The organism is Aquimarina celericrescens, assembly GCF_042682765.1.
Classification (GTDB): domain Bacteria; phylum Bacteroidota; class Bacteroidia; order Flavobacteriales; family Flavobacteriaceae; genus Aquimarina; species Aquimarina celericrescens.
Map to the genome: position 1 here is coordinate 337,145 of NZ_JBHUHY010000015.1, position 26,752 is coordinate 363,896.

Here is a 26,752-nt window from a genome sequence, read left to right on the forward strand (position 1 = left end):
CATGTTTTATACTTTCATTGATGTAATAGTGTTCATCCCCTATTAATCATCAGGAATATGCACTTTGGATTCGTTTTTTACCTCTTTAATCTCATGAACTTTTACAAACCCTTTTTTGCCAGCAACGCCATAAACCAGTAAATGATCTTTGTTGATTTCTTTGATGGGGATAGCCCACTCTCTTTGGTCTTTTTTCCAGAGGTAGACTATGAAATAAGTTGAAAATATCTTCTTTATACGGTATCGAGGACAGTTATTTAAACCAATTATCTCTTGTGTTTGCTCATTACAGAGCACCTCTTTAAATTTAATATTATTGTATGGGTATATAAGAGATTTTGGATAAATATTCTCGTAAGTTTTGGTTAAAACACTATCTATGGAATAATTCACTTGTGTTGGTAAAAGTTTAGCATAGTCCCAGAATGTGGTTTTCCAATTTCCAATTTCATTAGATTGATATTTGACATGTTGTGTTAAAGTAAGAGAATCCTTAAGAGTATATTTAAATGCCGAGATCTTTTCTCCTATCGCAGGTGTAACGAGCCTGTTTAATGTATCAATTCTTACTTTATTTGAAAACAGTAAGCTATCAAAATCATAAGTATTTATTTGTTCATTTGCAATTTCTAGAACCAGGACTTCCATACCAACAGGACTATTGTTAGAAACTATCAAAGCCCAATTACCATTAATATTTTGCCCAATTGTAATTTGGAAAGCGACCAATAAAAATGTTACACTAATTTTTTTCATTATCCATATATTTTGTTGGCAAAAAAATCATGAGCTATAATATAGGGTTGTCCCATATTAAAACCATCGGGGGAAATATAATCATTCCCAAAAATTAATACTTTCAGATTTTTAAGATTATAATCTTCTTGTTCTTTAATGTTTTTTACTTTAAAAATTACACCTTGATCATTACATACCTTTTCTACACCTTCTTTTAAATTTTCTGGTATGTTTATAATTGTTCGGCCCTTTTTTTTATAAGCATACTCGGTAGCAAAAAAGTTGTTGCTCGCTTGTATCCAATTGTTAGAAATTCTCACATAGGCTTTATACATCTGGCCTAAAAAAACATCTATTTTTTTTGGATAGTTTATTAACTCACATTCCAATATGTCACTTTTATATTGCCATAGTAAGGGATGGTTTGTGTGCAACTTCAACTGTATATATGGCATGAAAAACTTTTGATACATATTATGAAAACTCTCACATCTATGTGCTGTTAATCGCCATTTTTGTATTTTAATCTTTTCCATATTACCTTCTGTCTCATTAATAAACTCAAAAATGACGTTTCTATACCTATCACTCTCCGTTCTTATTTGAGTAATTCCGAAATTTGCTTCTTGATAAAATTTTGGGGTGTTAGATAGTTCAATTAACTTTTTTAAATCCATGTTTTTATATTAAAAAGACTTGGTAGGAATTTCCCGCCAAGTCTATTTTAAATGGTACTGGTTAGACCAATTCCATTACAGTTAATCAATTAAGGTTTGGGGGGAAATAAATCTAATATTTACTAAGTTTATAAACTTTCGTTTCTCTTACACTTAAATCTTTCACATAGTCATGTTTAACCCCAGAAATCACATTCATTCGACGGGTAAACGGAACATGTGAGATTTTAACTAACCAAGATTTTTTATCCTCACTCTCTGTTACTTCTTCAACTTTAGAATCTAAAAGTCTTTCAGTTTTGTAAAGTTTTGAATCTGCATGTCTCCAGGTATCCCCCATATCAAGAGAAACAAAATAGTAAAACTCTGTATATTGCCTTCCGTCATCCTCAAAGCCCACGGTGTAATTATTAAAAACACGGAATACTTTTAACACTTTATACCCTTTTGGTTGTTCCTCATACATTTCAACAGTGTCATCAAAAGTATAGGTTAGGACATACTTCAAGTCATCGCTTTCAGTGACTAACTCTTCTTCTATCGCGTCTTGCGAAAAACAAGCAAAACCACAAAACAAAAAGACTATTACATTTTTAAAAAATCTCATATTAATTATAATTTAAGGTTTGTTATCTTACTGTTAGATGTAGGTGGTCATCATGTTTTGGAACAGTTGTGTTAGTATAGTTCCAGGTATCACTAACATTATCGTATTTATGTTTAAAATGAGGACCAAAATTCTCACGAACATTAGGGAGTTGATCCCAAGCTTCTTGTAGTCGTATAACTTGTTGGTTAAATGCTCCTAATGTTTTTACGTTAACACCATTGATACGTGAGAGGTCTATCGCTTCACCTCTTTTGTGATTACTAGTATCACTATGTACACCATTAGTAGAACACTTTATATATATTGCCGTAATTTTTTCATACACAGCAAGATTTTTGTTAGCTTCATACAAAACTGTTTTAATGGCTTCTATTACTTTTTTCTGCACTTTTTGGTTTGCAGAAACACCATCTGCACTCGTACCAAAGTGTATGGTAACTTGTCTACCATCTGGCAACGTAATTTGAGAAGGGATATATTCCCACTCGCTTTCAGGGTCTTGTTCATCCGCACTAGGAGGACTATCAGGGGTTTCTATGGGCGTATATTGATCTACAGTAGGATCATTCTCTGGAAGCACACCGCCATCACCGCCATCACCACCACCAAGACCATCGCCACCCTGAGAGCCACCACCTTGAGAGCCACCGCCACCAGTACATACTTGGTAAGAATATAGCACTTGAACACCTATAACTTGATTCCCGTAATAAAGAGTTTTAATAACACTATACGAGGTACAGCTTCGTCCTTTTTCTAAAGTGACACCCATATTATTAATCCAATCTGGAATTGCACTTTTATTAGACTGTCCTAAAGATGATGCAATTTTTACGTTACCACTGTCAAATTCAACAAAAGCATTTTGCTTTGTCTCCTCAAAAGAGTCAAAAACATCTGAGTCTTTATTCATATATACTTTTAAGGATTCTTCATAACCAGAATCAACTTCGCTCAAAACCAAAAAAGACTTTACAAACCTAGAGATTTTTGAGTTATTTCTTTGGTTGCTACTAATAGCAAACGTTTTGGTTAACGGGAAATACAAATCATTATCTACCTTAATTACTTTATTCCAATCTGGTGCACCATAAAACAAAGCGTTTTGGTTTAACAAAGCACTATGATTGTTTTCATACCATGACTTGGCATTCGTAATTAGGTTTTGCTCTATATTAGGTAATTCGTCTTTCTGACAGCCTATCATTAAAAAAGCTATCAAAATAAATGCAATGTGGTTCAATGAATTTTTCATAAAAAAGAATATTTAAAATTAATAATTAATTGTGTGAATCATGACGATGATGTAGATTAATTTTGTACAAAAGTTGAGAGGTAACTTTTTTACTCTTCACTTAATTCATAATAATTAGTTTTTAAAGTTAGTCCTTACTCTTTACAGGATTTTTGGGTTCCTCCTTTATATTGCGCAATGTTTTGATGTTCTTCCACAAGATTAATCGATCCCAGTTTCATTTTTCGGGACTCAAGTTTTTGAAAATGTTATTATTATGTTAAAAAACATAAGTAGGTATTCATGGGTTTGGGGTTTGGGGGCTACTCAAAATCAACTTATTAAAAAGCTATCCTTTATTTTCATAATTAAAATTTTTATGTTATTCCAAAAGTTTATTGGTACATTGACTTTTATGCTTATTGCTTTTTGTATACCAAACAGCTCTACTGAAAGTTCTTGTGCTATTTTCCTTGATTTTTCCAAAGGGGTTTTAAATTCCACAAATTCATCAATTTTCCTTTCAACCATTTTTTTTTGTTTTCTGTTCATCTTTTGATATTGAGGATTCGATTTTAATTGCATTCTTTTCAATAGATCAATCCATGTTTTCTAAAAACTCATATTGCTTTACAATCCGGTATAACAAGAATATTCTAGCATATATCATTATTTCATGAGGTTTTTCATTTATTAGGTTATACATAAAATCACCTACATCTATTTCTAAAGCTCTAAGAGTGCGAAAAAGTACTTCAGCGGGTACTTCATTAATATCATCTATTATCATAATCAATTAAATATTTCCCATTTTTTTGAGTACTTTGAATAGTGCTTTTATTCGGTCATCATTAATTCTTTTTCCATATTTTGTGAATTTTTGTATCATGCCTTTAGAAACACCGATCTCTCGTTCTAAGGCATTTTTATTAATTAAGTGTCCATAGGTTAACAACCAATGTTCTACTCGCTGTCTAATATTAGATTTGTGCATATCATTTTTAGAAATTGAATTTGTAAGAGTTAACGGGTAGGGGTGAGATACTCTTAAATAAACTAATTTGATATGACGATTATGATTTTTTGTTAAGTAAGGAATGTAGGGTTTAAGTAAGAATCTTGATTTTTGAGCTTACTTCAATATATCTCAAAACCTCTGATTTGTTTATGCTAATAGCTACTTTATTAACAGAAATTCTTTGATCAAGGCACTCTTTAATCCAATCCCGAAGTAGAATTGCATAAGAGATGTTTTTCTTAATACATTCTTCAAAAAGAATGTGATTAATTTTTACAAGATCAAAAACCTTCTTCTCATAAGTGCCAATTGATAAATTTATAGTTCCCATCTTTTCTTTTCGTATTACTTGATTATTACCTTTATTTTAGCTCATAATTGTTAAAAATTGAAAAAACAATTACGGTTTAACCGTAAAAAATTGTATATTTGAACAATTTATTTCGTCTATAAAAGCAAATATATGCAATTTATTTTGTTTAAAACAAATTAATACACAAGAAATGTCGTCTATTAAGAAAAGAATCTTACGATTTATTGCAGAAAGGAATATCAGTAAGTATAAGTTTTACCAAGAAACAGGAATTACACGTGGTGTTCTTGACAGTGACAGCGGAATTACTGAGGATAATATCATGAAATTTATAGAAACATACCCAGAAGTAGACCTTAATTGGTTAATTAAGGGAGAAGAAAAAATCAGTAATATTTTAGTAAAGAATAAGGAAGAAACTATTCAGAATTTAGAACGAAAAGATTTTATTAAAGACGAAATAATTCGCCTACTTACGGTTGACAAGGAAATACAAGATGCTTTTAAATACATAATCGGAAAAGAGATCAACACCTTTACTTCAAAAAAGTTGCTGAATTTAATTAGTGAAAAGAGTTTTATAGAAGCTATGTTTGCCTATGTGCAGAAGAATAAGTCAGAAGATTGATTTTTTTGCCTTTTAAATGTCTATTACCTATTTTTCTTATCAGTTTCTGATATGCGCTCTTCTGAAAGTTTGGCAAGTCTCTTTAACTCTTCATAACTCACTTCTTCTTTCGAAGTAAGTCTTTTTATCTCAACCTCAATAAACCACTGTAAGGTTTCAGACTCTTCAAATTCATTTTTCAGTTTTTTAAGAAGTTCTTCTCTAGAAAGATTTTCCTTGCTCGCCATTAATTCAAATCTTTTTTGATTTCTGTAATTGTTTCCTCCAAATTGTCACCGGTCACATCTACCATAGCTTTATAAGTGACCAGATCATCGTTATCATCGGGCATTATATTAGCAATATCATTTACCGTTTTAATACGTTTGTCTAAACTGGGAATTTTTTCGGAAATAGATTTTAATTGGGTTATTTTTTTCGTTGTCGAACGAAGGAACGTCGATATTGCATAGCTTGCCAATAAAGAAGCCAATATCATAGCACTATAATATGCATAAATATTAAAGTCTCCTCGATACCATAATGTCCATATTATAAAATAAGAAGAAGTAAAAAGAAAGCACATGCTACCGATCTTCATTGACTTTCTGTACTCCTTTAATTCTATGAGATTAGCAAAAAAGGCTATAAAAAGAGATAATATAAATAATGAAATTGGCAACCCAATTGAGTATAAAAAAACTCTCATACTTGGAAAACCAAATATTTTTTCAGAGGATTCTCTTGGGAAAAGAATATGTAAAAAAGGTGCTATAGCCCCTGCTATAACACCTAGTATTATAATTAAATTAATAAATTTACTAATCCCTATCTCCTGGAGGGACCACATCTTCTTTGTCGATTTGATACGTTTCGAATGTTTCTTGTTCATTGATTCCTATTTCTTCATTAACAGATTCTGATTCGCAACTTGCAAAAAGTGCGACCGTTAAAAATAAGAAAATAGCTTTTAAATAAAATGGGACATTTCTCATAATATTAGTTTTTTTAGAATTGATAACTTTTTAAAGTTTGCGAACATAAGTCACAAATCATTGATTTACAGACAAACATAGTGCAATCTTTCAGAATCAGCACTACTGGAAATTTGTTAATTAAAGTGTATTTTTGCCGCCTTTTTTAGCCGAAAAAAGCGGAAAAAACCGCCTTTTTTAACATCTTTTATAGTAAAAAACGTCAGATTTCTAAATTTTGACTATAAAAATTGTATTAAATTATTGATAACCAGTAAGATAAATTGATAATTATCCATAAAATTTATAAGGTTTTGCCATAATTTTATGTAATTATTTAGAATATAGCTTAAAAAGCTACTACTGAAAAACAGCTTTTATAAAAAAAATCATCTTTTTTCTCCCAGTTTCAAAAAATGAAACTGTCGCGGTGTATTCTTGTACCATAAAAAAGTTTAATATTAAATATCATTATTTATGGCATTAGAAAATCTAATTAGTATTGCATTTAGCAAAGAAGAATTAATGGAGTTGGATCAACATATGGATGGGATTCAAAAGATTTTTAGAGGTAAAACGGTTAACCTTACTCCTACACAACGAAGACAATATGGTAGTATTGGCAATCATAACAAACTTATTGTAGATAAAGCCAAAAGTTATATGGAGCAGCACCCACAGTGGATACCTCGATTTTTAGACAAAGACGAGTTTGATAAAGATCACCAGGCCCGAAAACAAGTAGAAAGCCGTGTACAACAGCTTACCAATCTATCACAACAATTATTAGATACCAAAACCCTGTTAGACCATGACAACTATACCAATGCGTTAAGCTTTTATCGTATGATGAGATTTTTGGCAGGAGAAAATGAGCCCGGTGCAAAACCTGTGTATGAAGATATGAAGGTACTGTTCAATAAAACTACAAGTGTAAGTACAAACAGTGATGAAGAAGAATAGCCATTAATAAAGTCTTGAGGAAAAAAAACTGCAACACGTTGCAGTTTTTTTGTGCTTATATTTTAAGGCAGGGGGAGGTTATAAACCTCCCTTTACCTGATCCAGAACCTATTCTAAGTGCTTATGAAACCTTACTAATGGGGTAATTATTGTTTTAATCGGGTTACCCAAGTTCTTCTAAATAGTATTTTGATATTTGTATGTGGTTTTTTAACATTTGTAAAAGGTTATTGATTCCTTCGAATAGGTATCGCAACTTATTATAAAGGGTTTGGTAGTACTTGTAAAAGATGCATAACCACCCAAAATAAATAGAAAACCTATAAGTAACCAATACATAACCAGACCTAAAGATAAATTAATCTATTACCAATAGAATATAACCAGTTCTAACCTCTATTTTTCGAAATTTAAGCTTAGTACTACTTTTAGATATAGTACAATACCTTTAGCTTTGTAATTCATAATTCAAAACTTGTTTCAACACATCCACCCATACGAACCGTTTTTTCCAGAGGGCGCAACAAAATTAATTGTAGGCACCTTGCCACCACCACGTTTTACTACTGGTGAGCTTAATGAAAAAGATGTAGATTTTTGCTACGGAAGTAGTAATGGTTTACTTTGGCCGGTTCTAGATCGTATTTTTAATCTTAACCTGAAATACGAAACCACACAAGAAGCAGCAGAACAGCGAAGAAGTTTTTTAATTTCACGAGGAATCGGGGTTTGTGATATTGTAGATAGTTGTGAACGTAGAAAAATTGATGCCTCTGATTTGGGAATGGAAAATATAAAGCTCAGAGATTTGGTTTCTTATCTAAAACAATACCCTGACATTGTTACACTTATTTTTACAGGAGGGAATAGCAAAAACGGACCAGAATATTTTTTTAGAAGACATCTTAAACGATATGACAAGAAATTAGAAGTGATTTCTAATACTATTCCAAGAATTCATAAGGTCGAACTAGCAGATAGGATAGTTAAAACAGTATCCCTTACAGCCCCTTCAGGATCGGCAAATAGAGCTATTGGTAGTATGCAATTGTATAAAGACCTGAAAAACAAAAACCCTAAATTCAATACGATTGATTTCAGGGTGATGCAGTATGCAGCATTTTTCTAGTTTATTCTTCTTCAGATTTACTTTCTGCTGGTTTTTTTGCAGCTGTTTTGGTCTTTGCCGGAGCTTTAGGTTTTGCCGCCGCCTTGGTTTTTGTTTCGCTCTTTGCTTTGGGCTTTACAGTGGTAGTTACAGCTCCTTTAGATTTTTTACGACGTCTTAATCTACCAAAGGTTCCTATATTTATTTTACCTCGGCGAGTTTTTTTATCTCCTTTACCCATACATTAGATTTTGATTCCGATTTTAATCGGTAGGGATTAAACAATTGGTTAGGTATAAAATAAGCCATAACAAATAAGTTGATACTAACCTAAATGATTATTGGCGATGCTATCTGACATTAAAAAAATAAATATAAACAGATAAATTACTAATGTAAGGATTTGTTTAGAGAAAAGGAAATGTGATTAGATCTATATTCTATTTTTCACTTTAATCAAGCATAGTTTTTTAGCATCTTTTCTACGTTATTGATTCTAGTCTACTTAATGACTAATATTTCTACAGGGTTTGAATGGTACTCTAGTTGTCATCCCAGCGTAGGCTGGGATCTATACACTACTTTATCTTATTGTCATTACAAAATCCTCAATACTATCAACACCATTATGAGTTAGGTGTTTGATAAAAGCAGAACCAATGATGGCACCTTTTGAGGTTTTGGTTGCTTGTAAAAATGTCTCTTTATTACTAATACCAAAACCAACTATTTGTGGATTTTTAAGTTGTAACGCTTCAATACGCTCAAAATACTGCTGTTGTTCACTTCCAAAAGTATTCTTGGCTCCGGTGGTACTGGCAGAACTTACCATATAAATAAAACCATTTGATACCTCATCAATACATCTGATACGTTCATCTGATGTTTGTGGAGTGATTAAAAATACATTGATCAATCCGTATTTCTCAAAAGTTTCCTGATAGTGCTCATGATATTCAGCTACCGGTAAATCGGGAATGATCAAACCATCAATTCCTATTTCTCGACACTTCTCACAAAATTCCTCTATTCCGTATTGCATCATTGGATTAAAGTACCCCATGATAATCAAAGGAATGTTTACAGATTGGCGAATATCTTTTAATTGCTCAAAAAGAAGTGCTGTGGTCATTCCATTTTTAAGGGCTGCGGTTGAGCTTTCTTGTATCGTTGGGCCATCGGCCAACGGATCACTGAATGGTAATCCTATTTCGATCATATCAACACCACTTTTTTCTAAATCTTTGATCACTTTTGAAGTGTCATGAAGTGATGGATATCCCGCCGTAAAATATATCGACAGCAACTTTTTATCTTCTGCTAGTTTCTGGTTTATTCTGTTCATGTCTTAGTATTGAGTATTTAGTATTGAGTACAAAGTAATAAGTAATCTCAATACTTTGTACTAAATACTTAATACTAGTTTTCACAATTTAAAATAATCAATATACGTGTTAAGGTCTTTATCACCTCGGCCAGAAAGGCCTATGACCACAATATCATCTGGTTTAAAGGTCTTATCATTAAATATCGCCAAGGCATGTGATGTTTCTATAGCCGGGATAATACCTTCGAGTTGTGACAATTCAAGTCCTGCAGTCATGGCATCGTCATCGGTAACCGAATAAAACTCCCCTCTCCCTGTTTTATATAAATGCGAGTGTAAAGGTCCTACCCCTGGGTAATCCAAACCAGCAGAAATAGAGTAGGGCTCAGTAATTTGACCATCTGGAGTTTGCATTAATAATGTTTTGCAACCATGAATAATTCCTTCTTTACCTAATTGAGAAGTAGCCGCACTTTCACCAGAATTTACGCCTTTTCCTGCTGCTTCTACAGCAATGATGCCAACACTAGGTTCGTCTAGAAAATGATAGTAAGTACCCGCAGCATTACTACCCCCACCAATACACGCTACTACATAATCTGGATGTTCTCTACCTTCTTTTTCTTTAAGTTGCCATTTAATCTCTTCTGAAATAATCGATTGAAACCGTGTTACCATATCAGGATAAGGATGAGGACCTATTGCAGAACCAATGATGTAGTGTGTATCTACCGGATTATTGATCCAGTCTCGTATCGCTTCATTAGTGGCATCTTTGAGTGTTTTACTCCCTGATTTAGCAGGTCTCACTTCAGCTCCCAGCATTTTCATCCTTGCCACATTGGGTGCTTGCCGTTTGATATCGATCTCTCCCATGTAAACGATACACTCAATACCCATTAGGGCACAAACAGTTGCTGTCGCTACACCATGCTGTCCTGCTCCCGTTTCGGCAATGATTCTATTTTTACCTAATCGTTTGGCCACAAGTATTTGCCCGATCGTATTGTTCACTTTATGTGCCCCGGTATGATTAAGGTCCTCACGCTTCAGATATACTTTTGTGTTATACTTTTCTGAAAGTCGCTTTGCAAAATATAAAGGAGAAGGACGGCCCACATAGTCTCTAAGTAATTGATCGAATTCTTCTTTAAAAGAAGGATCATTCATGATATCGAGATATGTGGTGCGTAACTCTTCTACATTTGGATATAGCATTTCGGGGATATATGCTCCTCCAAAATCTCCATAATATCCTTTTTCGTTTACTTGATAACTCATTTCTTTTAATTTACAGTTTTTAATTGATAGTTGATAGTGTAGTAATAAGATCTAATATCAATCAATTATCAACGAACAACAATTTTTTAAATTCTTCTAATTCTTCAATATTTTTTAGTCCTGGTTCAATCTCAAATTTACTATTTACATCGATAGCGTATAAGTACTTGGATTCTGGCCTGCGCAAGAACGATAAAACAGAATTGATCTCATCTAGTCCAATCCCTCCACTTAAAATAAATGGGGTAGTCGAGGGATAATTTTCTAGAACGCTCCAATCAAATGTATATCCATTACCGCCTTTTTCTTTGCCTTTGGTATCAAAAAGAAATGCATCTACAATACTTTCAAATGGTTTTAAAGCATCGAAATCGAATTCATTTTTGACGGAGAATACTTTCCACATTTCGACTTCGCTCAATATGGTAGTTGAGATTTTATTTAAATCTTCTCTCAATTCTTGGCAATATGCTTCAGATTCATTTCCGTGTAACTGAACCGTCTTGAAACCATACTGTTTTACTTTTTTAATTATAAACTCAATGGAGGCATCTACAAAAACGCCTGTTTTCTTAATTTTTGGAGGTAAATCGGGGATATTCCCCTCAAAGTTTCTGGGTGATTTATCATAGAAAATAAAGCCCAAATAATCTGGCTGTAACCGGGCTACTGCTTCAATATTTTCTTGATATTTCATTCCGCAGACTTTAACTTTCATAGATCAATTTTATAAACTTGTTTGTAACGTGATATTGCGATTGTCAAAATTGATATCGTGCGCAAAATTATAGACCTGATTAAAATTATCCTGCATATTGGGCTCTTCTATATCGCTCAATAGTTCTCGTATTAGTTTGGATTCGAAATTATGCTTTTTAGACGTTGAATATTTTAGTAATTGACTGCCTATGGTTTTGTAAAATAATTTTTCTATGATGGTTTTGTTTTTAGGTTCTTCATCGACCAGTTCGATTTCTACCTCACATTTTTGTAAAATACTTTTAATAATATGTTGTGTTGGGACATTCTTTGTCAATGTTATGTTTAGTTGTTCATCTTGAATATCGGTTGCACGAATTATTGCTTTGGCTACGTAATCTACCGGAACGATATTAAGTCCCCCTTCCATGTTCAAAGCCATTCTCACTTTTCCTATGTCGGCATTTGTTTTTTTTATTTTTTTGAAGAATTCTCCGATCGCATAAAACACAATATATCGACTACTAACAAATTTTGGATAATCGATTAATCTACCAGAAACTACACTTGGTCGAGCAACGGTACAACTAAAGTTGTTTTCTTTTGCAATTTGTAAAATGAGTTTTTCAACTTTCATTTTATAGGCCTCATAAAAGTTTCTGAATTCAAAATTAGAGACCGAATGGTAATCATCTGTAATTTCACCTTCAATTTCACCTCTTGAAAAGGCTGTACTTACAAAAACCAATTTTTTGGTTCGTGATTTGATGTTTTCAAAAAATGCCTGTGTATTAGCATAATTTACGTGTGCAATTTCGTTTCTTGCTTTTTCGGTATTACTTAAATTTACAGAAGCTGCCAGATGATAAACAATCAAATTATTACCCGCAGCCTCAGGAAGTAAAAAATCATTTATTTCTCCCTCGATGACATGAATATGTTTTAAATATCTTTTGTAAAAAGGTAGTATTTTGTTAGGGATAAGCTGTTTTGTGAAAACTTCGTTTAACAAACGGTCTTTAGCCATTGCTTCACTTTGCTTACGAATCAAAACATAAATAGTAGCTTTCTCTTTTTTTGAATACAAATCGAATAAGAGTTCAAATAATACATGTGAACCTATGTTTCCTGTTACTCCTGTTATTAATATTGTATTCATTTGAGTTGATTTATAAATTCTTTGGCACTAGCTCCGGGATTTTCTGTTTTCATAAAGTTTTCACCAATTAGAAAGCCTTTATATCCGTATGATTTCAAATCCTTGATGGCTTCGATACTACTAATTCCACTCTCTGAAACTTTTACGAAATCATTGGGAATTTGAGTACTAAGATTTTTGCTGATATCAGTACTTACCTCAAAAGTTTTTAGATTCCGATTATTAACCCCTAACACGTCTAAAGACGGCATGATAGATTTTTCTAATTCTTCTTGATTATGAACTTCAAGCAAAACATCTAACGATAGACTTTTGGCAAGCTCTGATAATGTTTTAATCTTGTCTTTGGTTAGCACTGCAGCAATTAAAAGAATAACATCGGCACCATGGGCTTTGGCTTCTAATAATTGATATTCATCAATAATGAATTCTTTACGTAGTAAAGGAAATTGTACAGAGGCGCGAACAAGCAAAAGATCATCAAGTGAACCTCCAAAGTATTTTCCATCGGTTAGCACAGACATTCCGCAAGCGCCTGCTGCTTCATATTCCAAAGCAACGTTTTGTACACTTACACTTTGGTTAATTACAGATTTAGAAGGAGATCTTCTTTTATGTTCGGCGATGATACCAGTATCACTATCTTGAAGTGCTTTGGCTAACGAATTTGTTTTGCGGTCAAACAATACCGAATTTTCTAATTGTTTTATCGGAATCAAACTTTTCTTAAGCGCAACCTCTTTGTATTTATCAGCTATTATTTTGTCTAAGATGTTCATTATCTGTCATTCCAGCGTAGGCTGGAATCTTTTTAATTTTAGTTAAGCATAAAGATTCCAGTCTATGCTGGAATGATAATGCTGATTTTCTAATTTTTACTCAATTCCTGCACTTTTTTTAGTGCTTCTAATCCCTTACCAGAAAGCAAGGATTCTTTGGCTTTCTCAAATCCTTCTTTAGGCTGTAAGCCTTCTACTGTCGCAATCGCCATACCGGCGTTAGCACAAACTACATTGTTTTGGGCTTCAGTTCCTTTTCCTCCCAAGATATTCATAAAAATATCCGCAGATGCCGAAATCGAATCACCACCAACAATTTCTTCTTGTTTTAAAGCCGAAACACCAAAATCCATAGGAGTTAACATTCCTTCGGTAGTGTTAGAAATAGTTTTTGTACTTCCGGTAAGCGAAATTTCGTCATAACCATCTAGTGCATGAATGATAGTAAAATTTTTATCAGTATTTTGGTATAAGTAACCATACATTCGGGCTAATTCTAAGTTAAAAACCCCTACGATTTGATTTTTAGGAAAAGCGGGATTTACCATAGGCCCAAGCATATTAAAGAATGTTTTAACACCCAATTCTCGTCGTATAGGAGCTACATTTTTCATTGCAGGGTGGAACAGGGGAGCGTGCAGGACGCAAATGCCTGCCTCATCGATACTACGCTTCAAAAAATCTTTATCATTACTGAATTTGATCCCTAAATGTTCCATCACATTAGAACTGCCACATTTTGAAGAAACCCCATAATTACCATGCTTGGTCACCTTGATTCCTGCCCCGGCAGCCACAAAAGATGAAAGCGTAGAAATATTGAAAGTGTCTTTTCCATCGCCACCAGTACCACAAAGATCTATCGGATTGTATTCGCTGAGGTCGACTGCTACACAAAGTTCGAGTAGTGCATCTCTAAATCCTTCAAGTTCTTCGACGGTAATGCTTCGCATCATATAAACGGTAAGAAAAGATGCAATCTGACTTTGATTATAGGCTCCCCGAGAGATATTAACTAAAACACCCTTGGCTTCTTCTTTGGAAATAGTTTCGTGATTTATTAATCTGTTGAGTAAGTTTTTCATAGGTACCTCATCCCAACCCTCTTCCCAAAAATGGAGAAGGGATTTTTACGGGTTATTTTTTAAAATTTTATAGTAATCATTGTAATTTTTAATGTCAATTATTGATCCAGTTTTCCAATATTTTTTTTCCGTCCGGGGTCAATACCGATTCCGGATGAAATTGTACTCCGCGCACGTCTAATTCTTTATGTCGTAAAGACATAACCTGTCTATTTTCATCGTAAGATGTTACTTCGAGACAATCTGGTAGTTTTTCATTGGCAACTACCCAGGAATGATATCTTCCTACATTAAAATTATTGTTTAATCCGGCGAAAAGAGGTTCGTCGGTAACTGATAAGGTCACATTAGTAGCCACACCATGATATACCTCGTCTAAATTAATAAGGTTGCCCCCAAACACTTCTCCTATAGCTTGTTGTCCCAGGCAAACACCAAAAATACTTTTAGTATTCGAATACGATCTAATAATATCTTTTAATAACCCTGCTTCATCAGGAATACCGGGACCAGGAGAAAGTAAAATCTTATGAAAGGGCGCTACATCTTCTAGCCGTAATTGATCGTTACGCTTAACGGTTACTTCACATCCCAGATCTTCCAAATAATGGACCAGATTGTATACGAATGAATCGTAGTTGTCTATTACTAATACTTTTTTATTCATTTTCTTTTTTAGTTTCAAAGTCTCAGAGTTCCTAAGTTTCTGAGTTTTTTGTTTGACTTTGATTCATTGCTACTTGGTTACTTTATAATTAGTGTTAGGGATATGAGCAAGCTACCGTGTAGCGCGGTTAGCCCGACCCGCAGGGTAACACCCTTATATTTCTTCTGCTAATTGTAATGCCTTTGTTAATGCCCCCAGTTTGTTATATACTTCTTGAAGCTCATTTTCTTCACTTGACTCATTTACTAATCCTGCTCCGGCCTGCCAATGAAGCTCATGATTTTTGCTTAAAAAAGTACGGATCATAATGGCATGATTAAAGTTCCCAGAGAAGTCCATAAAGCCTATGGCTCCACCATAAAAATCGCGATTTACGGTTTCGTATTTTTCGATAAGTTGCATGGCCATATGTTTTGGAGCACCACTTAATGTACCTGCTGGGAATGTATCTGCTACTACCTGCATCGTTGTAGTATCTGCATGCTTTTTACCAGTTACTTTACTTACCAGGTGTATCACATGTGAGTAAAATTGAATTTCGCGATAGGTATCTACGGTAACTTCGCTTCCGTTTCGGCTTAGATCATTTCTTGCTAAATCCACCAGCATCACATGTTCGGCATTTTCTTTTTCGTCTGCAGAGAGTTTTTTTGCAAGTTCGGCATCTTGTTCATCGTTGCCTGTACGCTTAAATGTTCCTGCTATAGGATGAATTTCTGCAATACCATCTTTTACAATTAATTGTGCCTCGGGAGAGCTTCCAAAGATTTTAAAATCACCATAATCAAAATAAAACAGATATGGCGACGGATTAATACTGCGCAATGCACGATATACATTAAACTCATCTCCTTTAAATTTTTGTGAGAAACGCTTTGATAGTACAAGTTGAAAAACGTCTCCGCGGTGGCAGTGTTTTTTTGCTAGTGCTACATGCTGTTTGTATTGATCATCATTTAAGTTTGAAGTTGTATCTCCAACTGCATTAAAATTATAGGAAGCAAAATTTTTAACCTTAAGCAGAGATTCTATTTCATCAATATTACTTTCTGATTGATAGCAATGTGCAAAAATGTAGGCTTCATTAGTGAAATTACTAATTGCAATAATATTTTGATATACTGTGTAATAAATGTCTGGTATATCAAGCCCTTTTTCTTTTTTAGTAATATCTATATCTTCAAAATAACGAACAGCGTCATAACCAATATAACCAAACAATCCATTATTGATAAACTTAAAGTCAGTTTTTGAAGTTTCAAATTGTTGCCCAAATTGCTCGATTATTTGCGGAATATTGGTATTACCCGTGATTTCTGTTTTGGTGATGTTATTATCAGGGAAGGATTGATAGATCACTTCATTCTCTATTTTTATTGTAGCAATAGGGTTGCAACATATATAGGAGAAACTATTTTCACTACCTCTGTAATCGTTATTTTCTAACAACAAGCTATTTGGAAAACGATCTCTGATTTTAAGATAAACACTTACAGGAGTAAAAGTATCTGCCAGTATTTGTTTGTAGTGTGTGGTTAATTTATAACTCATTTTTACTTTATCAATTTATATCTTTTAAAACAGGCAACAAAAAAAGGCTTGTCGTGATTTGACAAGCCTTTGGTATGTTTACTTAACACAATAATAATAGCTATCTCACGACGTTTACGTTTTGAGAAGACCACCACCAATTATTTGTTAAGATTAATTTCATAATTCTATTTATTGAGTCAAATATATAAATTAATTATAATTCAGTACAACAAAAATTTACATTTTTAAATCTACGGCTAATTCGAATTCGTCGTAGATGGTTTTATCACCTAAATTATCGAAAAAGCTTCCTGATCCATATTTGATATCATATTTTGTTCTATCGACCATAAGTTTTGTAGAAGCAGAGTCACCATTTACGGCTAAATCAAATGAAATCGGATTAGTTTTACCTTTGATGGTAAGATCTCCAGCAAGCTTATAGCCTTTATCTGTTTTTTTGGCTTTTGTAACCACTAGTTTTGCCGTTTTATGATTTTTAATACCAAAAAAGTCGTCAGAATTTAAATGTCCTTCAAGTTTTTCTTTTCCGTTTCCAGCTTCAAGGTCGGTTACTGTTAGAGAAGTCATGTCTACAACAAATTCTCCTCCTGTAATTTTTTCGCCATCAAAGACAAGATATCCTTCAGACAACTTCAATGTCCCAGTATGCGAGCCCGTAACTTTTTTTCCTGTCCAGTTGATGTTACTTTCAGAGGTTTTGATTTCCTTTTTTTGGGCAAATGTCATTACCGAAGTGATAAACGCAACAGTCAAGATTAATGATTTAAGTGTTCTTTTCATGATTTTTAAATTTAATTTACTTATGTTAATGATTATAGTCTATGTTTCTTAATTTATTTAGGAGTTCATTTAACATTATAAGATCCTTTTTGGAAAGGCTTGCAGTAATTCTATCTTCAAAAGATTGCATTATGGGATTTAATTTTTTCAAAAAATTTTTCCCTTCTTCGGTAATAGTGATTTCCACTTTTCGGCGATTTGATTTACAGATTACCCGCTCTACATATCCTTTTACAATAAGTTTATCAACCAATCTTGTAGTATTACTCATCTTACTCACCATTCTTTCCTGAATTGTAGATAGATTGGCAGGTTTTCCTTTTTGCCCATTTAAAATTCTTAACACATTGAACTGTTGAATGGATATATCGAAAGACTTTAGTTCTAAATTAATTTTATCCATTAACCAGTTTTCTGTATACAATAAATTAACTATTGCTTTCCTGGATAAAGGAAGTTCAACTTCTGTTTTTATGATATCTTCTATATTCAATTGTTTATACAAAATTTGTATATACAAATGTATGTAGATTTCTGTTTTTAAAATTGTAAATTGGTATTAATTCTTTGTTAAATTTGTACTACTATTGATGTTAAATGGTATTATTGTGAAATAGAATAATGCTATTAGTAAGTGGAATATTGATAAAAAATTCTGAAAATATTTAGATAAAATATAGAAACCTTGTTAATTTTCTTTAGCGTGATTAGCGGTTTTGATAAATTCGTAGTATGTCTAGGTTGATTTTATATTTTGGATTGGCAGTTTTCTTCACTAATTGTAAGGGAGAACAGAAGATGGCATTGGATGCCACAGACGTTTTTAAAAGTAACGGCATAGAAATACCTATGTATGATTTTAAAAGCCTGGAACCACTACTTAAGATAAATGATGGTAAAACCCGAGTAATTAATTTTTGGGCCACTTGGTGTAAACCTTGTGTTGCAGAATTACCGTATTTTGAATTGATTAATAGTAGGTATCCAGATAATGAAGTAGAAGTAATACTGGTAAGTCTCGACTTACCCAAACATGTAGAAACTAAGTTAATTCCTTTTCTTAAAAAACAAAAAATACAAAGTAGGATAGTTTTACTTGATGATCCTGACTCAAATAGTTGGATACCTAAAGTAGATGAGAGTTGGTCGGGTTCTATCCCGGCAACGATAATTTATAAAGGAAATACGAGTAAATTTTATGAAAAATCTTTTACTTATGATGAGCTGGAAAAAGAACTAAAAAAAATGTTGTAAAGACAAATTAAGAACAAATACAATTTAAAAAGAATACAAATGAAAACTTTAAAAATTCTTGTTGGAGTGGCTTTCGTAATTGCTGTAAGTGCTTTTGCGATTGATAAAGTTTCTAGCCCGAAAATTGACGGAGGATACACAATAGGAGATACCGCTACAGATTTTAAATTAAAAAATATAGATGGCTCTCTTATTGCATTAGCTGATTATAAGGAAGCTAAAGGATTTATAGTGATTTTTACTTGTAATCATTGCCCGTATTCTGTCGCTTATGAGGACAGGATTATAGAGTTAGACAAGAAATTTAAGACTCAAGGATACCCTGTTATTGCAATAAATCCAAATAACCCCAAGGCTTACCCTGATGATAGTTTTGATAATATGAAGGTAAGAGCAAAGGAAAAAGGATTTACATTCCCGTACTTATTTGATGACGGACAAAAAATTTACCCTCAATATGGTGCTACCAAAACCCCGCATGTGTACGTGTTAGAAAAGACATCTAACGGTAATATCGTTAAATATATCGGAGCGATAGATAACAATTACAAGGATGCCGGGGCGGCTAATGAAAAATATGTTGAGGATGCTGTAAATGCGCTACTAAAAGGAGAAAAAGTTCTGGTAGAAATAACAAAAGCCATAGGTTGCAGTATAAAAGCATAATCTTGTAAGTTTGTTCAACAAATTCTAAGCCCTCTTATATCAATTTAATGAAAGGACTCTTATATTTGTAAGGAATATAAATTAATGTAGTCCAATTTTAGTATAATTTTTTTTAGATGGCAGAAAATATCACACAAGAAGAATGGAGAGAACTTATCTCTAAAGATGACAACGCTGTAATTTTAGATGTTAGGACCGAGGAAGAAATAGAAGATGGTTTTATTCCTGATATGCTCAATATAGATATTCGCAAAGGTCAGGGTTTTCTTGATGATCTCGAACAATTAGATAAAACTAAAAACTATTATGTCTACTGTCGATCAGGCGCACGTAGCGCCCAGGCTTGTACTTTGATGAATCAAATGGGATTCGAAACAACATATAATCTTATCGGTGGTTTTATGAATTGGGATGGTGAGACTGCTGAATAATTAAATCGATTTCGTATGAAACTTAAATCATTTGTAGTAATAACTTTTCTTTCTGTGATCTTATTTAATTGCAATAAGATGCAAGAAAGTGCTACGGTTGAAGTCATTACCGCAGAAGAGATGGACTCCTTATTGGAAATGGGAAGAGTACAGTTAATAGATGTTAGAACCCCTGAAGAATATGCCGAAGGCTACATAGAGGGAGCTATTAATATTGATTTCAGAAACGAAAATTTTGAAGATCTTGTCTCTAAAGTGGATAAATCCAAACCAGTCGCTGTTTACTGCGGGCGAGGGGGTAGAAGCGGTAAGTGTTCTGCGTATATGAAAAAAGCTGGATTCAAAAAAATCTACGATCTTGATGGTGGAATAACAGAATGGAAATTTAAAGGTAAAAAAATAGTAAAGTAAAAGACTCCATAAAAATCTAATATCAATTAAACTCTGAAGTAAACTCTTCTACTATCAATCCATCTTCCAGTGTCCCGATAACACCCAAGGCAGCTTTTTCGCCAGCAATCATTGCGGCATTTAGTGAACCATTTAATAATTGGTCTCCCGCCAGAAAAACAGTTGTTGTTAGTTTGGTCTCTGTGGGTAACATTTCATATTGTAGATTGGTTATATTGGGCAATGCTCTCCTGATCAAAAAGCGCTTTATAAAGCGTTTCGTTTGAATATTACAATATTGTTGAAGCTCAGTTTTTACTCTTGCCACTAGGGTTGATTCATTTAAATTATGCTCTTTTACAATAGTTACAGACAACAATTCTTTTTTTGGATTAGAATTTGTTTTAAGACTTGTATGGTAGCATATATTGTTAATCAGGGATTCTGGATCTGTTATTAAACCAATCAACGGTTTACTGATATTTCGGGTATCTGTTTCAAAATAAAGAGTATCACAGCTTTTCCATTCTACCTCTTGATTTTTTAATTTAGGCATTACCAAACCAGGTTCTGTTGCGATAATCGTGAAATGGCTTTGGATCTCTTTTCCATTCTCCAAGATTATTCTACCGTCTTCAACTTTTTGTACAGAAGTATTATATTGAAAAGAGGTATGATTAAGCTTAGATAGTAATTGATCGGGTATGGCAGCAATCCCAGATTTTGGTAACGTAGCATATCCTTCTCCAAACATTTTATATACAAATTCGAACATTCTACTCGACGTATCAAGATGGGGTTCTAAGAATATACCACTAAAAAAAGGTTTAAAAAATTGTTGTATAATCTCTGTAGAAAAGCCAAAATCTTTTAAATAGGTTAAGGTGGTTTTTTCTTTCTGTGAAAAAATTTCGTGAATACTCTTCTTTTTTAAAATCGAATTTAGTTTTAGAATCTTCAATTTATCAGAAAGACTTCCAATATTTGCCAAAAGTGTTGGAATTAGTAGTGATAAATCCCGAGTAGGATCACCTATTACTTTTTTCTTTCCTTTACTAAAAATGACTGCTCCCGGCAAGAATTTTTGTAGAGAAAGTGTTTTGAAATCTAAAAATTTTTGAGCTGCGGGATAAGCTGTTAATAATACCTGAAATCCATGATCCAATTGGTATTCTTCGATATAATCGGTTTTTACTCTTCCTCCTGCACCGCTGGTGGATTCTAAGATAACCGGATGATATCCAGATTCTTCTAGTACTCTTGCTGCAATCAAGCCGCTAATACCAGCTCCAATAATATGAATTTTATAATCTGCTTTGTTCATAGCTCTTTATTTCAAGATGTAATTTGTAAGATACGTTTACTTTCAATAGTAATTTCTGATCCTTCTGCTAACATTACGGAGTCAGGTTTTTTAGTATCCAAAAAGGAAAAATCTGTACCATAAATCAATCCAAAATCTACATTAATATTATAATCTAAAATCTCTAATACATTCCACCTGGGATGTGTAACTTGATATTCATTGGTTTTTTGACTATTAATTTTGGCATAACCCCAATAGTGTTCTGTAATAAATTCGGTTATTGAATCTTTTTCTATTGGTTTCGAATCATATCCAGTCTCTACCTCCAGGCTTTGCCATTTTCCTTTCTTCTTCCATTCGTATCGAAATAGCTTGCTGCTTTCTTGATTTTTCCATAGATGTTGCATAGGTAATGTTTCATATTTTTCTTTATAAACAGTATTTGCTACCCATGATAATGCAGGTTTCGGTACAATTTCTTTGACAAAAACTACTCCACGCTTCAAAACCTTGTTTTCATAACGTTTTACATAGAAACGCAAATTAACTTCTTCAAAATTTTTATGAAAAGGAATACTAAAACCTAATAACTTTACATTTTTGAACATAAATCCAATCAAACTCACATAGCATTTGCTCTGCCATAGGTCGAGTTCTGTTCCATAAGGAACATATTTTTCGAGTACCTTAGGGTCTATTTCATAATTTGCAAAAGCGAGGTTTCGCCATTCTGCGGTTAAAAAACTCATAATATGAGATAAAGATTTAAGAAAAAATAAAATCCGAACATAATTTTGTTTAATGTTTAACATACTTCCTTAAACAAAAATACTATTTTTACACAAATAAAATTAATTACTTGTTTAATTTATTTAGTGAATTTAGAGATACATTATTTATAAAAACTATCTCATAGCAAATAGGAATATGACTAAAACAGTAACTCAAAAAAAAACCGCAATAGTTCGAAGAGAACATTTTAATGCAGCACACAGACTTCATAATCCTAATTGGAGCGATGAAAAAAATAAAAAAATATTTGGTAAGTGTAACAATCCAAATTATCATGGACATAACTATGAGCTTGAAGTAAAAATTATAGGATACTGTGATCCAGAGACAGGGTATGTGATTGATACCAAAATACTTTCAGATACAATAAAAGAACATGTTACAGAAAAATTTGATCATAAAAACCTAAATCTAGAAGTACCAGAATTTAAAAGTTTAAATCCAACGGCTGAAAATATAGCAAGGGTAATTTATGAAATATTGGTTTCAAAAGTAGATTCAAATTTAGAAGTAAAAATAACTTTATATGAAACACCAAGGAATTATGTCGAATATCCTTTTTAAATTGACAAGTCTAAAATAGTGGGCCAACATTATAAAACATATAGGTCAAACTTGTTTCTAGTTGAATCTACAGAATTTAACTTAATTTTTATTAAAAAAGTTCATCCAAATAAATTAACTAAGTGTATATAAATTTAAAAATTAAAATTATGAAAAAAATTGTATTAACATCATTCGCTTTAGTAGGCTTATTAATCAGCACATCCTGTGGAAACAACAAAAAGGAAGCTGAAAAAGTTGAAGTTGAAAAAGAACAGGTTACTCCAACCGAAACTGAAAGTACAGAAAAGGAAACTTCTGAGTCATCTACTATTGTAGCGATAGCAGCGGCAAACGAGAATTTCACCACATTGGTAGCCGCTGTAAAAGCTGCTGATCTGGTTGAGACTCTTAATAGTGCAGGGCCATTCACAGTATTTGCACCATTAAATGATGCTTTTGGTAAACTACCAGAAGGTACTTTGGATGGTTTGCTTAAACCAGAAAGTAAAGAGACTCTTACCTCCATTTTGACTTACCATGTAGTATCTGGAGAATTTAAAGCTGCAGACGTGGTAAAAGCTATTAATGATAACAATGGTAGTTTTGTTATTACTACCGTACAAGGTGGAAATTTAACGGCTTCATTAGATGGAGATAGCGTAATTCTTACAGATAGTAAAGGGAATAAATCCAAAGTAGTTTTAACAGATGTAGATGCTTCTAACGGAGTAATTCATGCTATCGATACTGTTGTAATGCCCTAAGCTAAATTAAACTTATTCTGTTTTGATGAATACAAACCGTCGCCCAGTCTTAGGAAGCGACGGTTTTCTATACCATGCTAATTTAATTTTAGATGAAAATCTAGTATTTCACGAAGTTGATTTTTATAGTTATTTGAACAAATTTTAAGTAGTTCATTTTTTAAGAAATTATTTAGCTATTGCGGTTTTGTCCATTACTCTCTATTATAACTTATGAAATTTTCATCATAAACGCATCTGCTTGCACACTACTTTGAAAAGGTATATTTATCTTCTTTATAATTTTAGTCTAAAGCAATCATACAAGCTTCTTTGGTTTCTTTTTCCTTAATTTATGTTTTTAATTTACGTGCCGAAGTAGACGACATTTGTAAAACCGTCATACTTTATTAAATTTAAGAAACCTTTTCAGCGTAAGAAGTGGGTTGTATCCCACCTCCGTATTTGTGGGCAAGTACTTTTGTGAATTCTGCCCCAAAAAATAAAATTAAACTGGAATAAGAGACCCACAACAATATTAGGATCACTGATCCTGCAGCTCCAAATGTAGATCCAGGATTTGTTGTTCCGAAATATACTCCTAAGGCCGATTTTCCTATGCTAAATAAAATAGTGGTTACAAAAGCACCGAGCCAAACATCTTTCCATTTCATTTTTACATCAGGTAATACTTTAAATATCAATGCAAATAACACCGTAGATAGTATTAATGATAAGATAAAGTTGATGATTTGAATCACGTAAATAATAATATTAGGAAAACGTGCTCCGATCCAATCTGTAGTAGCAGTAATTAGAGCAGTTAAAACTAAAGAGGTCAATAACAAAAGGCCGATCATGAGAATTAATCCTAAAGAGAAAATTCGGTCTTTGATCATTTTTAGGATTTCACTTTTAGGTTTTGGCTTTACCCTCCAAATGGCGTTTAAAGATTTTTGTAGCGCGATAAACATTCCGGTTGCCCCATACAATAGAGTTATCACACCAATAATAATAATCAAAGTGGATTGTTCCTGATCAATAGCATTTTCCAGCATCACTTCAACCGTTTTGGCAGCATCAAAACCCAGAACATCAGATATTTCTCTTATAATTTTACCCTTTACTTCTTTTTTTTCATAAAATAAACCTGTAGTTTGAATAATAATAATTAGTAATGCAGGAAAAGAAAATAAGGCATAATAACTCACAGCAGCACTCATTTGGAAGGGTTCATTGGCAATCCAGTTTTTATATGTAGTGGCAAGCATTTTTAAAAATGACTTAATAGAAACCGTTGTAAATTTCATATAATTTCGATAAGATTAGTCAATAAGTTCTTTTAATATAGTTCCTGTTGTCTCGTTAGGTAACGCAATATCTAATAGTGTAGCAATGGTAGGAGCAATATCAGATACTGTTGTTCTTTTGATCGTTGTACCTTCTTTAATTCTAGAACCATAAAACAATAATGGAACATGAGTATCATATTGATATCCACTACCGTGGGTAGAACCTGTTTTAGAATATGCTATTACCGAGGGATTTAATGTATAACAAACATCTCCACTTCGTTTGAAATTGAATCCCTTGCTAATTCTAGCCCCGATTCCTGAATTGATATTTGAGTTTTCTAACTGAAAACGAGTGTATACCTTGTCTACTTGTTTTGTTTTTATAAGATACTGGGCTATTTCATTTTGAACTTCCTCAAAATCAATGTTGTTATTATTGATTAAATTATGATTTAAAAATACTTGGTTATTAGATATGTTTTCAATAATGCTGTCTTTTTTATAGAGAGATCTAATATGATTTTTTAATGCTAACTGTACAGAGGCTTCCTTAAAATAGCCGGATGGGATTTTTACTGATGTTAAAAATTGAGGTACATGTGTAGCTCCGTGATCTGAGGTTAAGAATACCAGGTATTTATTTTTTCCCACAGACAAATCTAAAGCATTTAAGAGTCGCTCAAGGTCCAGGTCTAAGCGTATATATGTATCTTCAATTTCTTTAGAATTTACCCCAAAATTGTGACCTATATAATCTGTACTTGAACAACTAATTGTTAAAAAGTCAGTATTATCATCTTTACCTAATTGTTCTTCTATAATTGCTTTTAGGGCGAAATCTACCGTTAAACTATTTCCAAATGGAGTCTGTTTAAGAATATCATATTCTCCATTAAATTCTTTTAACTGTTTAAGTTTATAAGGAAATGTTGGTTTTTCTTTTCCTTTAAAACCTCTTTCATATTGGCTATTGTCAGGCCCGCTTTCTAAATAAGAATTTATATCGTAAAGGGTATTCCAATCTTTAAAATAGCTGTCAATAGTATTCGACTCATTAAAGGCCATTACCCATTTGGGTAATTTATCCATATAATACGATGACGAAATCCAATTCCCTTGACTTTGACCTCTAAACCAATATGCAGCATTAGCAGTATGACCTCCAGATAAAATTGCACCTCTGTCCTTAAGAGCGATACTAATCGTTTTTCCTCTCATTTGTGTATGCAAGCGATTTTGATCTGTAATTGTAGTAGCTTTAAGATGTACCGGTGACATACTACCATCTAAGCTGCTTGTACCGACCGGAGAAACATTAGCATCTGCCACACAGTATATTTTTTGCTTTTTTATTTTGTCATACCAAATATTTCCTAAGATTCCGTGATTTTGCGGAGTAGTTCCTGTAAAAATCGAGGCGTGTCCAGGGGCTGTGGTCGTTGGGATGTAATTGAAATGATGATTTTTAAAAGAAAACCCTTTATTGATCATTCTTTTAAAGCCACCTTCGCCAAATTTATTATAAAACCTAGTAAGATAATCATAGCGCATTTGATCCACCACTATACCAACTACAAGTTTAGGCTTTGTTTTTTCACTGCTTTTATTTTTGTCTTGAGCATTTGCTAGTGAAAAGCTTAGTAGTAAAAGGATGATTATTCTGTAAGGCATAAATTCAAGTCTATTAAGAACCATAAAGTACTTAAAAAGTATGTAATTTCAGAATGATTTTATCGATACAGGTAAAACTTCT

35 protein-coding genes are annotated in these 26,752 nt (G+C 32.9%); 9 read left to right on the forward strand and 26 right to left on the reverse strand.

What is annotated here, in order from left to right:
• Positions 1-42 precede the first annotated feature (42 nt).
• From ACFSJT_RS14475 to ACFSJT_RS14510, 8 genes are all read right to left on the reverse strand, one after another.
• Entirely contained in the window at positions 43-756 is a 714-nt protein-coding gene (locus ACFSJT_RS14475; RefSeq protein ID WP_378321009.1) for a hypothetical protein, read from the reverse strand.
• A complete protein-coding gene (locus tag ACFSJT_RS14480; RefSeq protein WP_378321010.1) occupies positions 756-1,415 on the reverse strand; it encodes a hypothetical protein in 660 nt (219 codons plus the stop codon). Before ACFSJT_RS14480 ends, ACFSJT_RS14475 begins: the two co-directional genes overlap by 1 nt.
• 112 nt (positions 1,416-1,527) lie before the next feature.
• On the reverse strand, positions 1,528-2,022 hold the full coding sequence (locus ACFSJT_RS14485) for a hypothetical protein (RefSeq protein WP_378321011.1): 495 nt from the start codon (positions 2,020-2,022) through the stop codon (positions 1,528-1,530).
• Between the two features lie 22 nt (positions 2,023-2,044).
• Positions 2,045-3,280 carry a hypothetical protein gene (locus tag ACFSJT_RS14490; protein WP_378321012.1) on the reverse strand — a complete coding sequence of 412 codons (1,236 nt, stop codon included), beginning with the start codon at positions 3,278-3,280 and terminating at the stop codon, positions 2,045-2,047.
• Between the two features lie 312 nt (positions 3,281-3,592).
• Positions 3,593-3,811 (reverse strand): hypothetical protein, encoded by a 219-nt coding sequence (locus tag ACFSJT_RS14495; protein WP_378321013.1) that lies wholly within the window; start codon positions 3,809-3,811, stop codon positions 3,593-3,595.
• Positions 3,812-3,857: 46 nt separating this feature from the next.
• Complete coding sequence (locus ACFSJT_RS14500; protein ID WP_378321014.1) at positions 3,858-4,055, reverse strand: hypothetical protein; 198 nt, start codon at positions 4,053-4,055, stop codon at positions 3,858-3,860.
• Positions 4,056-4,253: a hypothetical protein gene (locus ACFSJT_RS14505; RefSeq protein WP_378321015.1), complete on the reverse strand. Its 198-nt coding sequence runs from the start codon at positions 4,251-4,253 to the stop codon at positions 4,056-4,058.
• 112 nt (positions 4,254-4,365) lie between these two features.
• Positions 4,366-4,608, reverse strand: a complete 243-nt coding sequence (locus ACFSJT_RS14510; protein ID WP_378321016.1) for a hypothetical protein — start codon at positions 4,606-4,608, stop codon at positions 4,366-4,368.
• 172 nt (positions 4,609-4,780) lie between these two features.
• Here ACFSJT_RS14510 and ACFSJT_RS14515 point away from each other — a divergent pair, with 172 nt between their 5' ends.
• A complete protein-coding gene (locus tag ACFSJT_RS14515) occupies positions 4,781-5,218 on the forward strand; it encodes a hypothetical protein (protein WP_378321017.1) in 438 nt (145 codons plus the stop codon).
• Between the two features lie 23 nt (positions 5,219-5,241).
• Here ACFSJT_RS14515 and ACFSJT_RS14520 read toward each other — a convergent pair whose 3' ends face one another.
• Genes ACFSJT_RS14520 through ACFSJT_RS14530 form a run of 3 tightly spaced genes read right to left on the reverse strand, consistent with a single transcriptional unit; the run spans position 5,242 to position 6,192 of the window.
• Positions 5,242-5,445, reverse strand: coding sequence for a hypothetical protein (locus tag ACFSJT_RS14520; RefSeq protein WP_378321018.1), 204 nt, complete (start codon positions 5,443-5,445; stop codon positions 5,242-5,244).
• Complete coding sequence (locus tag ACFSJT_RS14525; RefSeq protein ID WP_378321019.1) at positions 5,445-6,047, reverse strand: hypothetical protein; 603 nt, start codon at positions 6,045-6,047, stop codon at positions 5,445-5,447. The genes ACFSJT_RS14520 and ACFSJT_RS14525 overlap by 1 nt, the downstream gene beginning before the upstream one ends.
• Positions 6,019-6,192 carry a hypothetical protein gene (locus tag ACFSJT_RS14530; RefSeq protein WP_378321020.1) on the reverse strand — a complete coding sequence of 58 codons (174 nt, stop codon included), beginning with the start codon at positions 6,190-6,192 and terminating at the stop codon, positions 6,019-6,021. Before ACFSJT_RS14530 ends, ACFSJT_RS14525 begins: the two co-directional genes overlap by 29 nt.
• A 456-nt stretch (positions 6,193-6,648) precedes the next feature.
• Here ACFSJT_RS14530 and ACFSJT_RS14535 point away from each other — a divergent pair, with 456 nt between their 5' ends.
• Positions 6,649-7,134: a hypothetical protein gene (locus tag ACFSJT_RS14535; RefSeq protein ID WP_378321021.1), complete on the forward strand. Its 486-nt coding sequence runs from the start codon at positions 6,649-6,651 to the stop codon at positions 7,132-7,134.
• A 475-nt stretch (positions 7,135-7,609) separates the two neighbouring features.
• Positions 7,610-8,263: a uracil-DNA glycosylase family protein gene (locus tag ACFSJT_RS14540; protein WP_378321022.1), complete on the forward strand. Its 654-nt coding sequence runs from the start codon at positions 7,610-7,612 to the stop codon at positions 8,261-8,263.
• Position 8,264: 1 nt separating this feature from the next.
• Here the strand turns inward: ACFSJT_RS14540 and ACFSJT_RS14545 are convergent, their stop codons facing one another.
• From ACFSJT_RS14545 to ACFSJT_RS14595, 11 genes are all read right to left on the reverse strand, one after another.
• On the reverse strand, positions 8,265-8,483 hold the full coding sequence (locus ACFSJT_RS14545; RefSeq protein ID WP_378321023.1) for a 30S ribosomal protein THX: 219 nt from the start codon (positions 8,481-8,483) through the stop codon (positions 8,265-8,267).
• A 342-nt stretch (positions 8,484-8,825) separates the two neighbouring features.
• A complete protein-coding gene (gene trpA / locus ACFSJT_RS14550) occupies positions 8,826-9,587 on the reverse strand; it encodes a tryptophan synthase subunit alpha (protein ID WP_378321024.1) in 762 nt (253 codons plus the stop codon).
• 81 nt (positions 9,588-9,668) lie between these two features.
• Complete coding sequence (gene trpB, locus ACFSJT_RS14555) at positions 9,669-10,850, reverse strand: tryptophan synthase subunit beta (protein WP_378321025.1); 1,182 nt, start codon at positions 10,848-10,850, stop codon at positions 9,669-9,671.
• 61 nt (positions 10,851-10,911) lie between these two features.
• Positions 10,912-11,568: a phosphoribosylanthranilate isomerase gene (locus tag ACFSJT_RS14560; RefSeq protein ID WP_378321026.1), complete on the reverse strand. Its 657-nt coding sequence runs from the start codon at positions 11,566-11,568 to the stop codon at positions 10,912-10,914.
• A 9-nt stretch (positions 11,569-11,577) separates the two neighbouring features.
• Positions 11,578-12,708 (reverse strand): SDR family oxidoreductase, encoded by a 1,131-nt coding sequence (locus tag ACFSJT_RS14565; RefSeq protein ID WP_378321027.1) that lies wholly within the window; start codon positions 12,706-12,708, stop codon positions 11,578-11,580.
• A complete protein-coding gene (gene trpC / locus ACFSJT_RS14570; protein WP_378321028.1) occupies positions 12,705-13,487 on the reverse strand; it encodes an indole-3-glycerol phosphate synthase TrpC in 783 nt (260 codons plus the stop codon). Before trpC ends, ACFSJT_RS14565 begins: the two co-directional genes overlap by 4 nt.
• A gap of 89 nt (positions 13,488-13,576) precedes the next feature.
• Positions 13,577-14,572 (reverse strand): anthranilate phosphoribosyltransferase, encoded by a 996-nt coding sequence (trpD, locus tag ACFSJT_RS14575; protein ID WP_378321030.1) that lies wholly within the window; start codon positions 14,570-14,572, stop codon positions 13,577-13,579.
• 94 nt (positions 14,573-14,666) lie between these two features.
• The gene (locus ACFSJT_RS14580; RefSeq protein WP_378321031.1) at positions 14,667-15,239 is read right to left on the reverse strand and encodes an anthranilate synthase component II; all 573 of its coding nucleotides are present in this window, start codon (positions 15,237-15,239) and stop codon (positions 14,667-14,669) included.
• Between the two features lie 153 nt (positions 15,240-15,392).
• Positions 15,393-16,790 carry an anthranilate synthase component I family protein gene (locus ACFSJT_RS14585; RefSeq protein WP_378321032.1) on the reverse strand — a complete coding sequence of 466 codons (1,398 nt, stop codon included), beginning with the start codon at positions 16,788-16,790 and terminating at the stop codon, positions 15,393-15,395.
• A gap of 219 nt (positions 16,791-17,009) precedes the next feature.
• A complete protein-coding gene (locus tag ACFSJT_RS14590) occupies positions 17,010-17,576 on the reverse strand; it encodes a YceI family protein (protein WP_378321033.1) in 567 nt (188 codons plus the stop codon).
• A 25-nt stretch (positions 17,577-17,601) separates the two neighbouring features.
• Positions 17,602-18,069, reverse strand: coding sequence for a MarR family winged helix-turn-helix transcriptional regulator (locus tag ACFSJT_RS14595; RefSeq protein ID WP_378321034.1), 468 nt, complete (start codon positions 18,067-18,069; stop codon positions 17,602-17,604).
• Between the two features lie 239 nt (positions 18,070-18,308).
• Here ACFSJT_RS14595 and ACFSJT_RS14600 point away from each other — a divergent pair, with 239 nt between their 5' ends.
• The 4 genes from ACFSJT_RS14600 to ACFSJT_RS14615 all read left to right on the forward strand — a co-directional run bounded on the left by ACFSJT_RS14600 (position 18,309) and on the right by ACFSJT_RS14615 (position 20,338).
• A complete protein-coding gene (locus ACFSJT_RS14600; RefSeq protein ID WP_378321035.1) occupies positions 18,309-18,830 on the forward strand; it encodes a TlpA family protein disulfide reductase in 522 nt (173 codons plus the stop codon).
• A 39-nt stretch (positions 18,831-18,869) separates the two neighbouring features.
• The gene (locus ACFSJT_RS14605; RefSeq protein ID WP_378321036.1) at positions 18,870-19,496 is read left to right on the forward strand and encodes a thioredoxin family protein; all 627 of its coding nucleotides are present in this window, start codon (positions 18,870-18,872) and stop codon (positions 19,494-19,496) included.
• Between the two features lie 116 nt (positions 19,497-19,612).
• Entirely contained in the window at positions 19,613-19,927 is a 315-nt protein-coding gene (locus ACFSJT_RS14610; protein ID WP_378321037.1) for a rhodanese-like domain-containing protein, read from the forward strand.
• A gap of 15 nt (positions 19,928-19,942) precedes the next feature.
• A complete protein-coding gene (locus ACFSJT_RS14615) occupies positions 19,943-20,338 on the forward strand; it encodes a rhodanese-like domain-containing protein (protein ID WP_378321038.1) in 396 nt (131 codons plus the stop codon).
• Positions 20,339-20,360: 22 nt separating this feature from the next.
• Here the strand turns inward: ACFSJT_RS14615 and ACFSJT_RS14620 are convergent, their stop codons facing one another.
• Both ACFSJT_RS14620 and ACFSJT_RS14625 read right to left on the reverse strand, forming a co-directional pair.
• Entirely contained in the window at positions 20,361-21,641 is a 1,281-nt protein-coding gene (locus tag ACFSJT_RS14620) for an FAD-dependent oxidoreductase (protein ID WP_378321039.1), read from the reverse strand.
• 11 nt (positions 21,642-21,652) lie between these two features.
• Entirely contained in the window at positions 21,653-22,372 is a 720-nt protein-coding gene (locus ACFSJT_RS14625) for a YqjF family protein (protein WP_378321040.1), read from the reverse strand.
• Positions 22,373-22,550: 178 nt separating this feature from the next.
• Here ACFSJT_RS14625 and ACFSJT_RS14630 point away from each other — a divergent pair, with 178 nt between their 5' ends.
• Together ACFSJT_RS14630 and ACFSJT_RS14635 are read left to right on the forward strand one after the other, a co-directional pair.
• Positions 22,551-22,979 carry a 6-pyruvoyl trahydropterin synthase family protein gene (locus ACFSJT_RS14630; RefSeq protein ID WP_378321041.1) on the forward strand — a complete coding sequence of 143 codons (429 nt, stop codon included), beginning with the start codon at positions 22,551-22,553 and terminating at the stop codon, positions 22,977-22,979.
• A gap of 149 nt (positions 22,980-23,128) precedes the next feature.
• Entirely contained in the window at positions 23,129-23,725 is a 597-nt protein-coding gene (locus tag ACFSJT_RS14635; protein ID WP_378321042.1) for a fasciclin domain-containing protein, read from the forward strand.
• 395 nt (positions 23,726-24,120) lie between these two features.
• Here the strand turns inward: ACFSJT_RS14635 and ACFSJT_RS14640 are convergent, their stop codons facing one another.
• Both ACFSJT_RS14640 and pafA read right to left on the reverse strand, forming a co-directional pair.
• Positions 24,121-25,014, reverse strand: coding sequence for a YihY/virulence factor BrkB family protein (locus ACFSJT_RS14640; protein ID WP_378321043.1), 894 nt, complete (start codon positions 25,012-25,014; stop codon positions 24,121-24,123).
• Between the two features lie 15 nt (positions 25,015-25,029).
• On the reverse strand, positions 25,030-26,670 hold the full coding sequence (gene pafA / locus ACFSJT_RS14645; RefSeq protein ID WP_378321044.1) for an alkaline phosphatase PafA: 1,641 nt from the start codon (positions 26,668-26,670) through the stop codon (positions 25,030-25,032).
• Positions 26,671-26,752 lie beyond the last annotated feature (82 nt).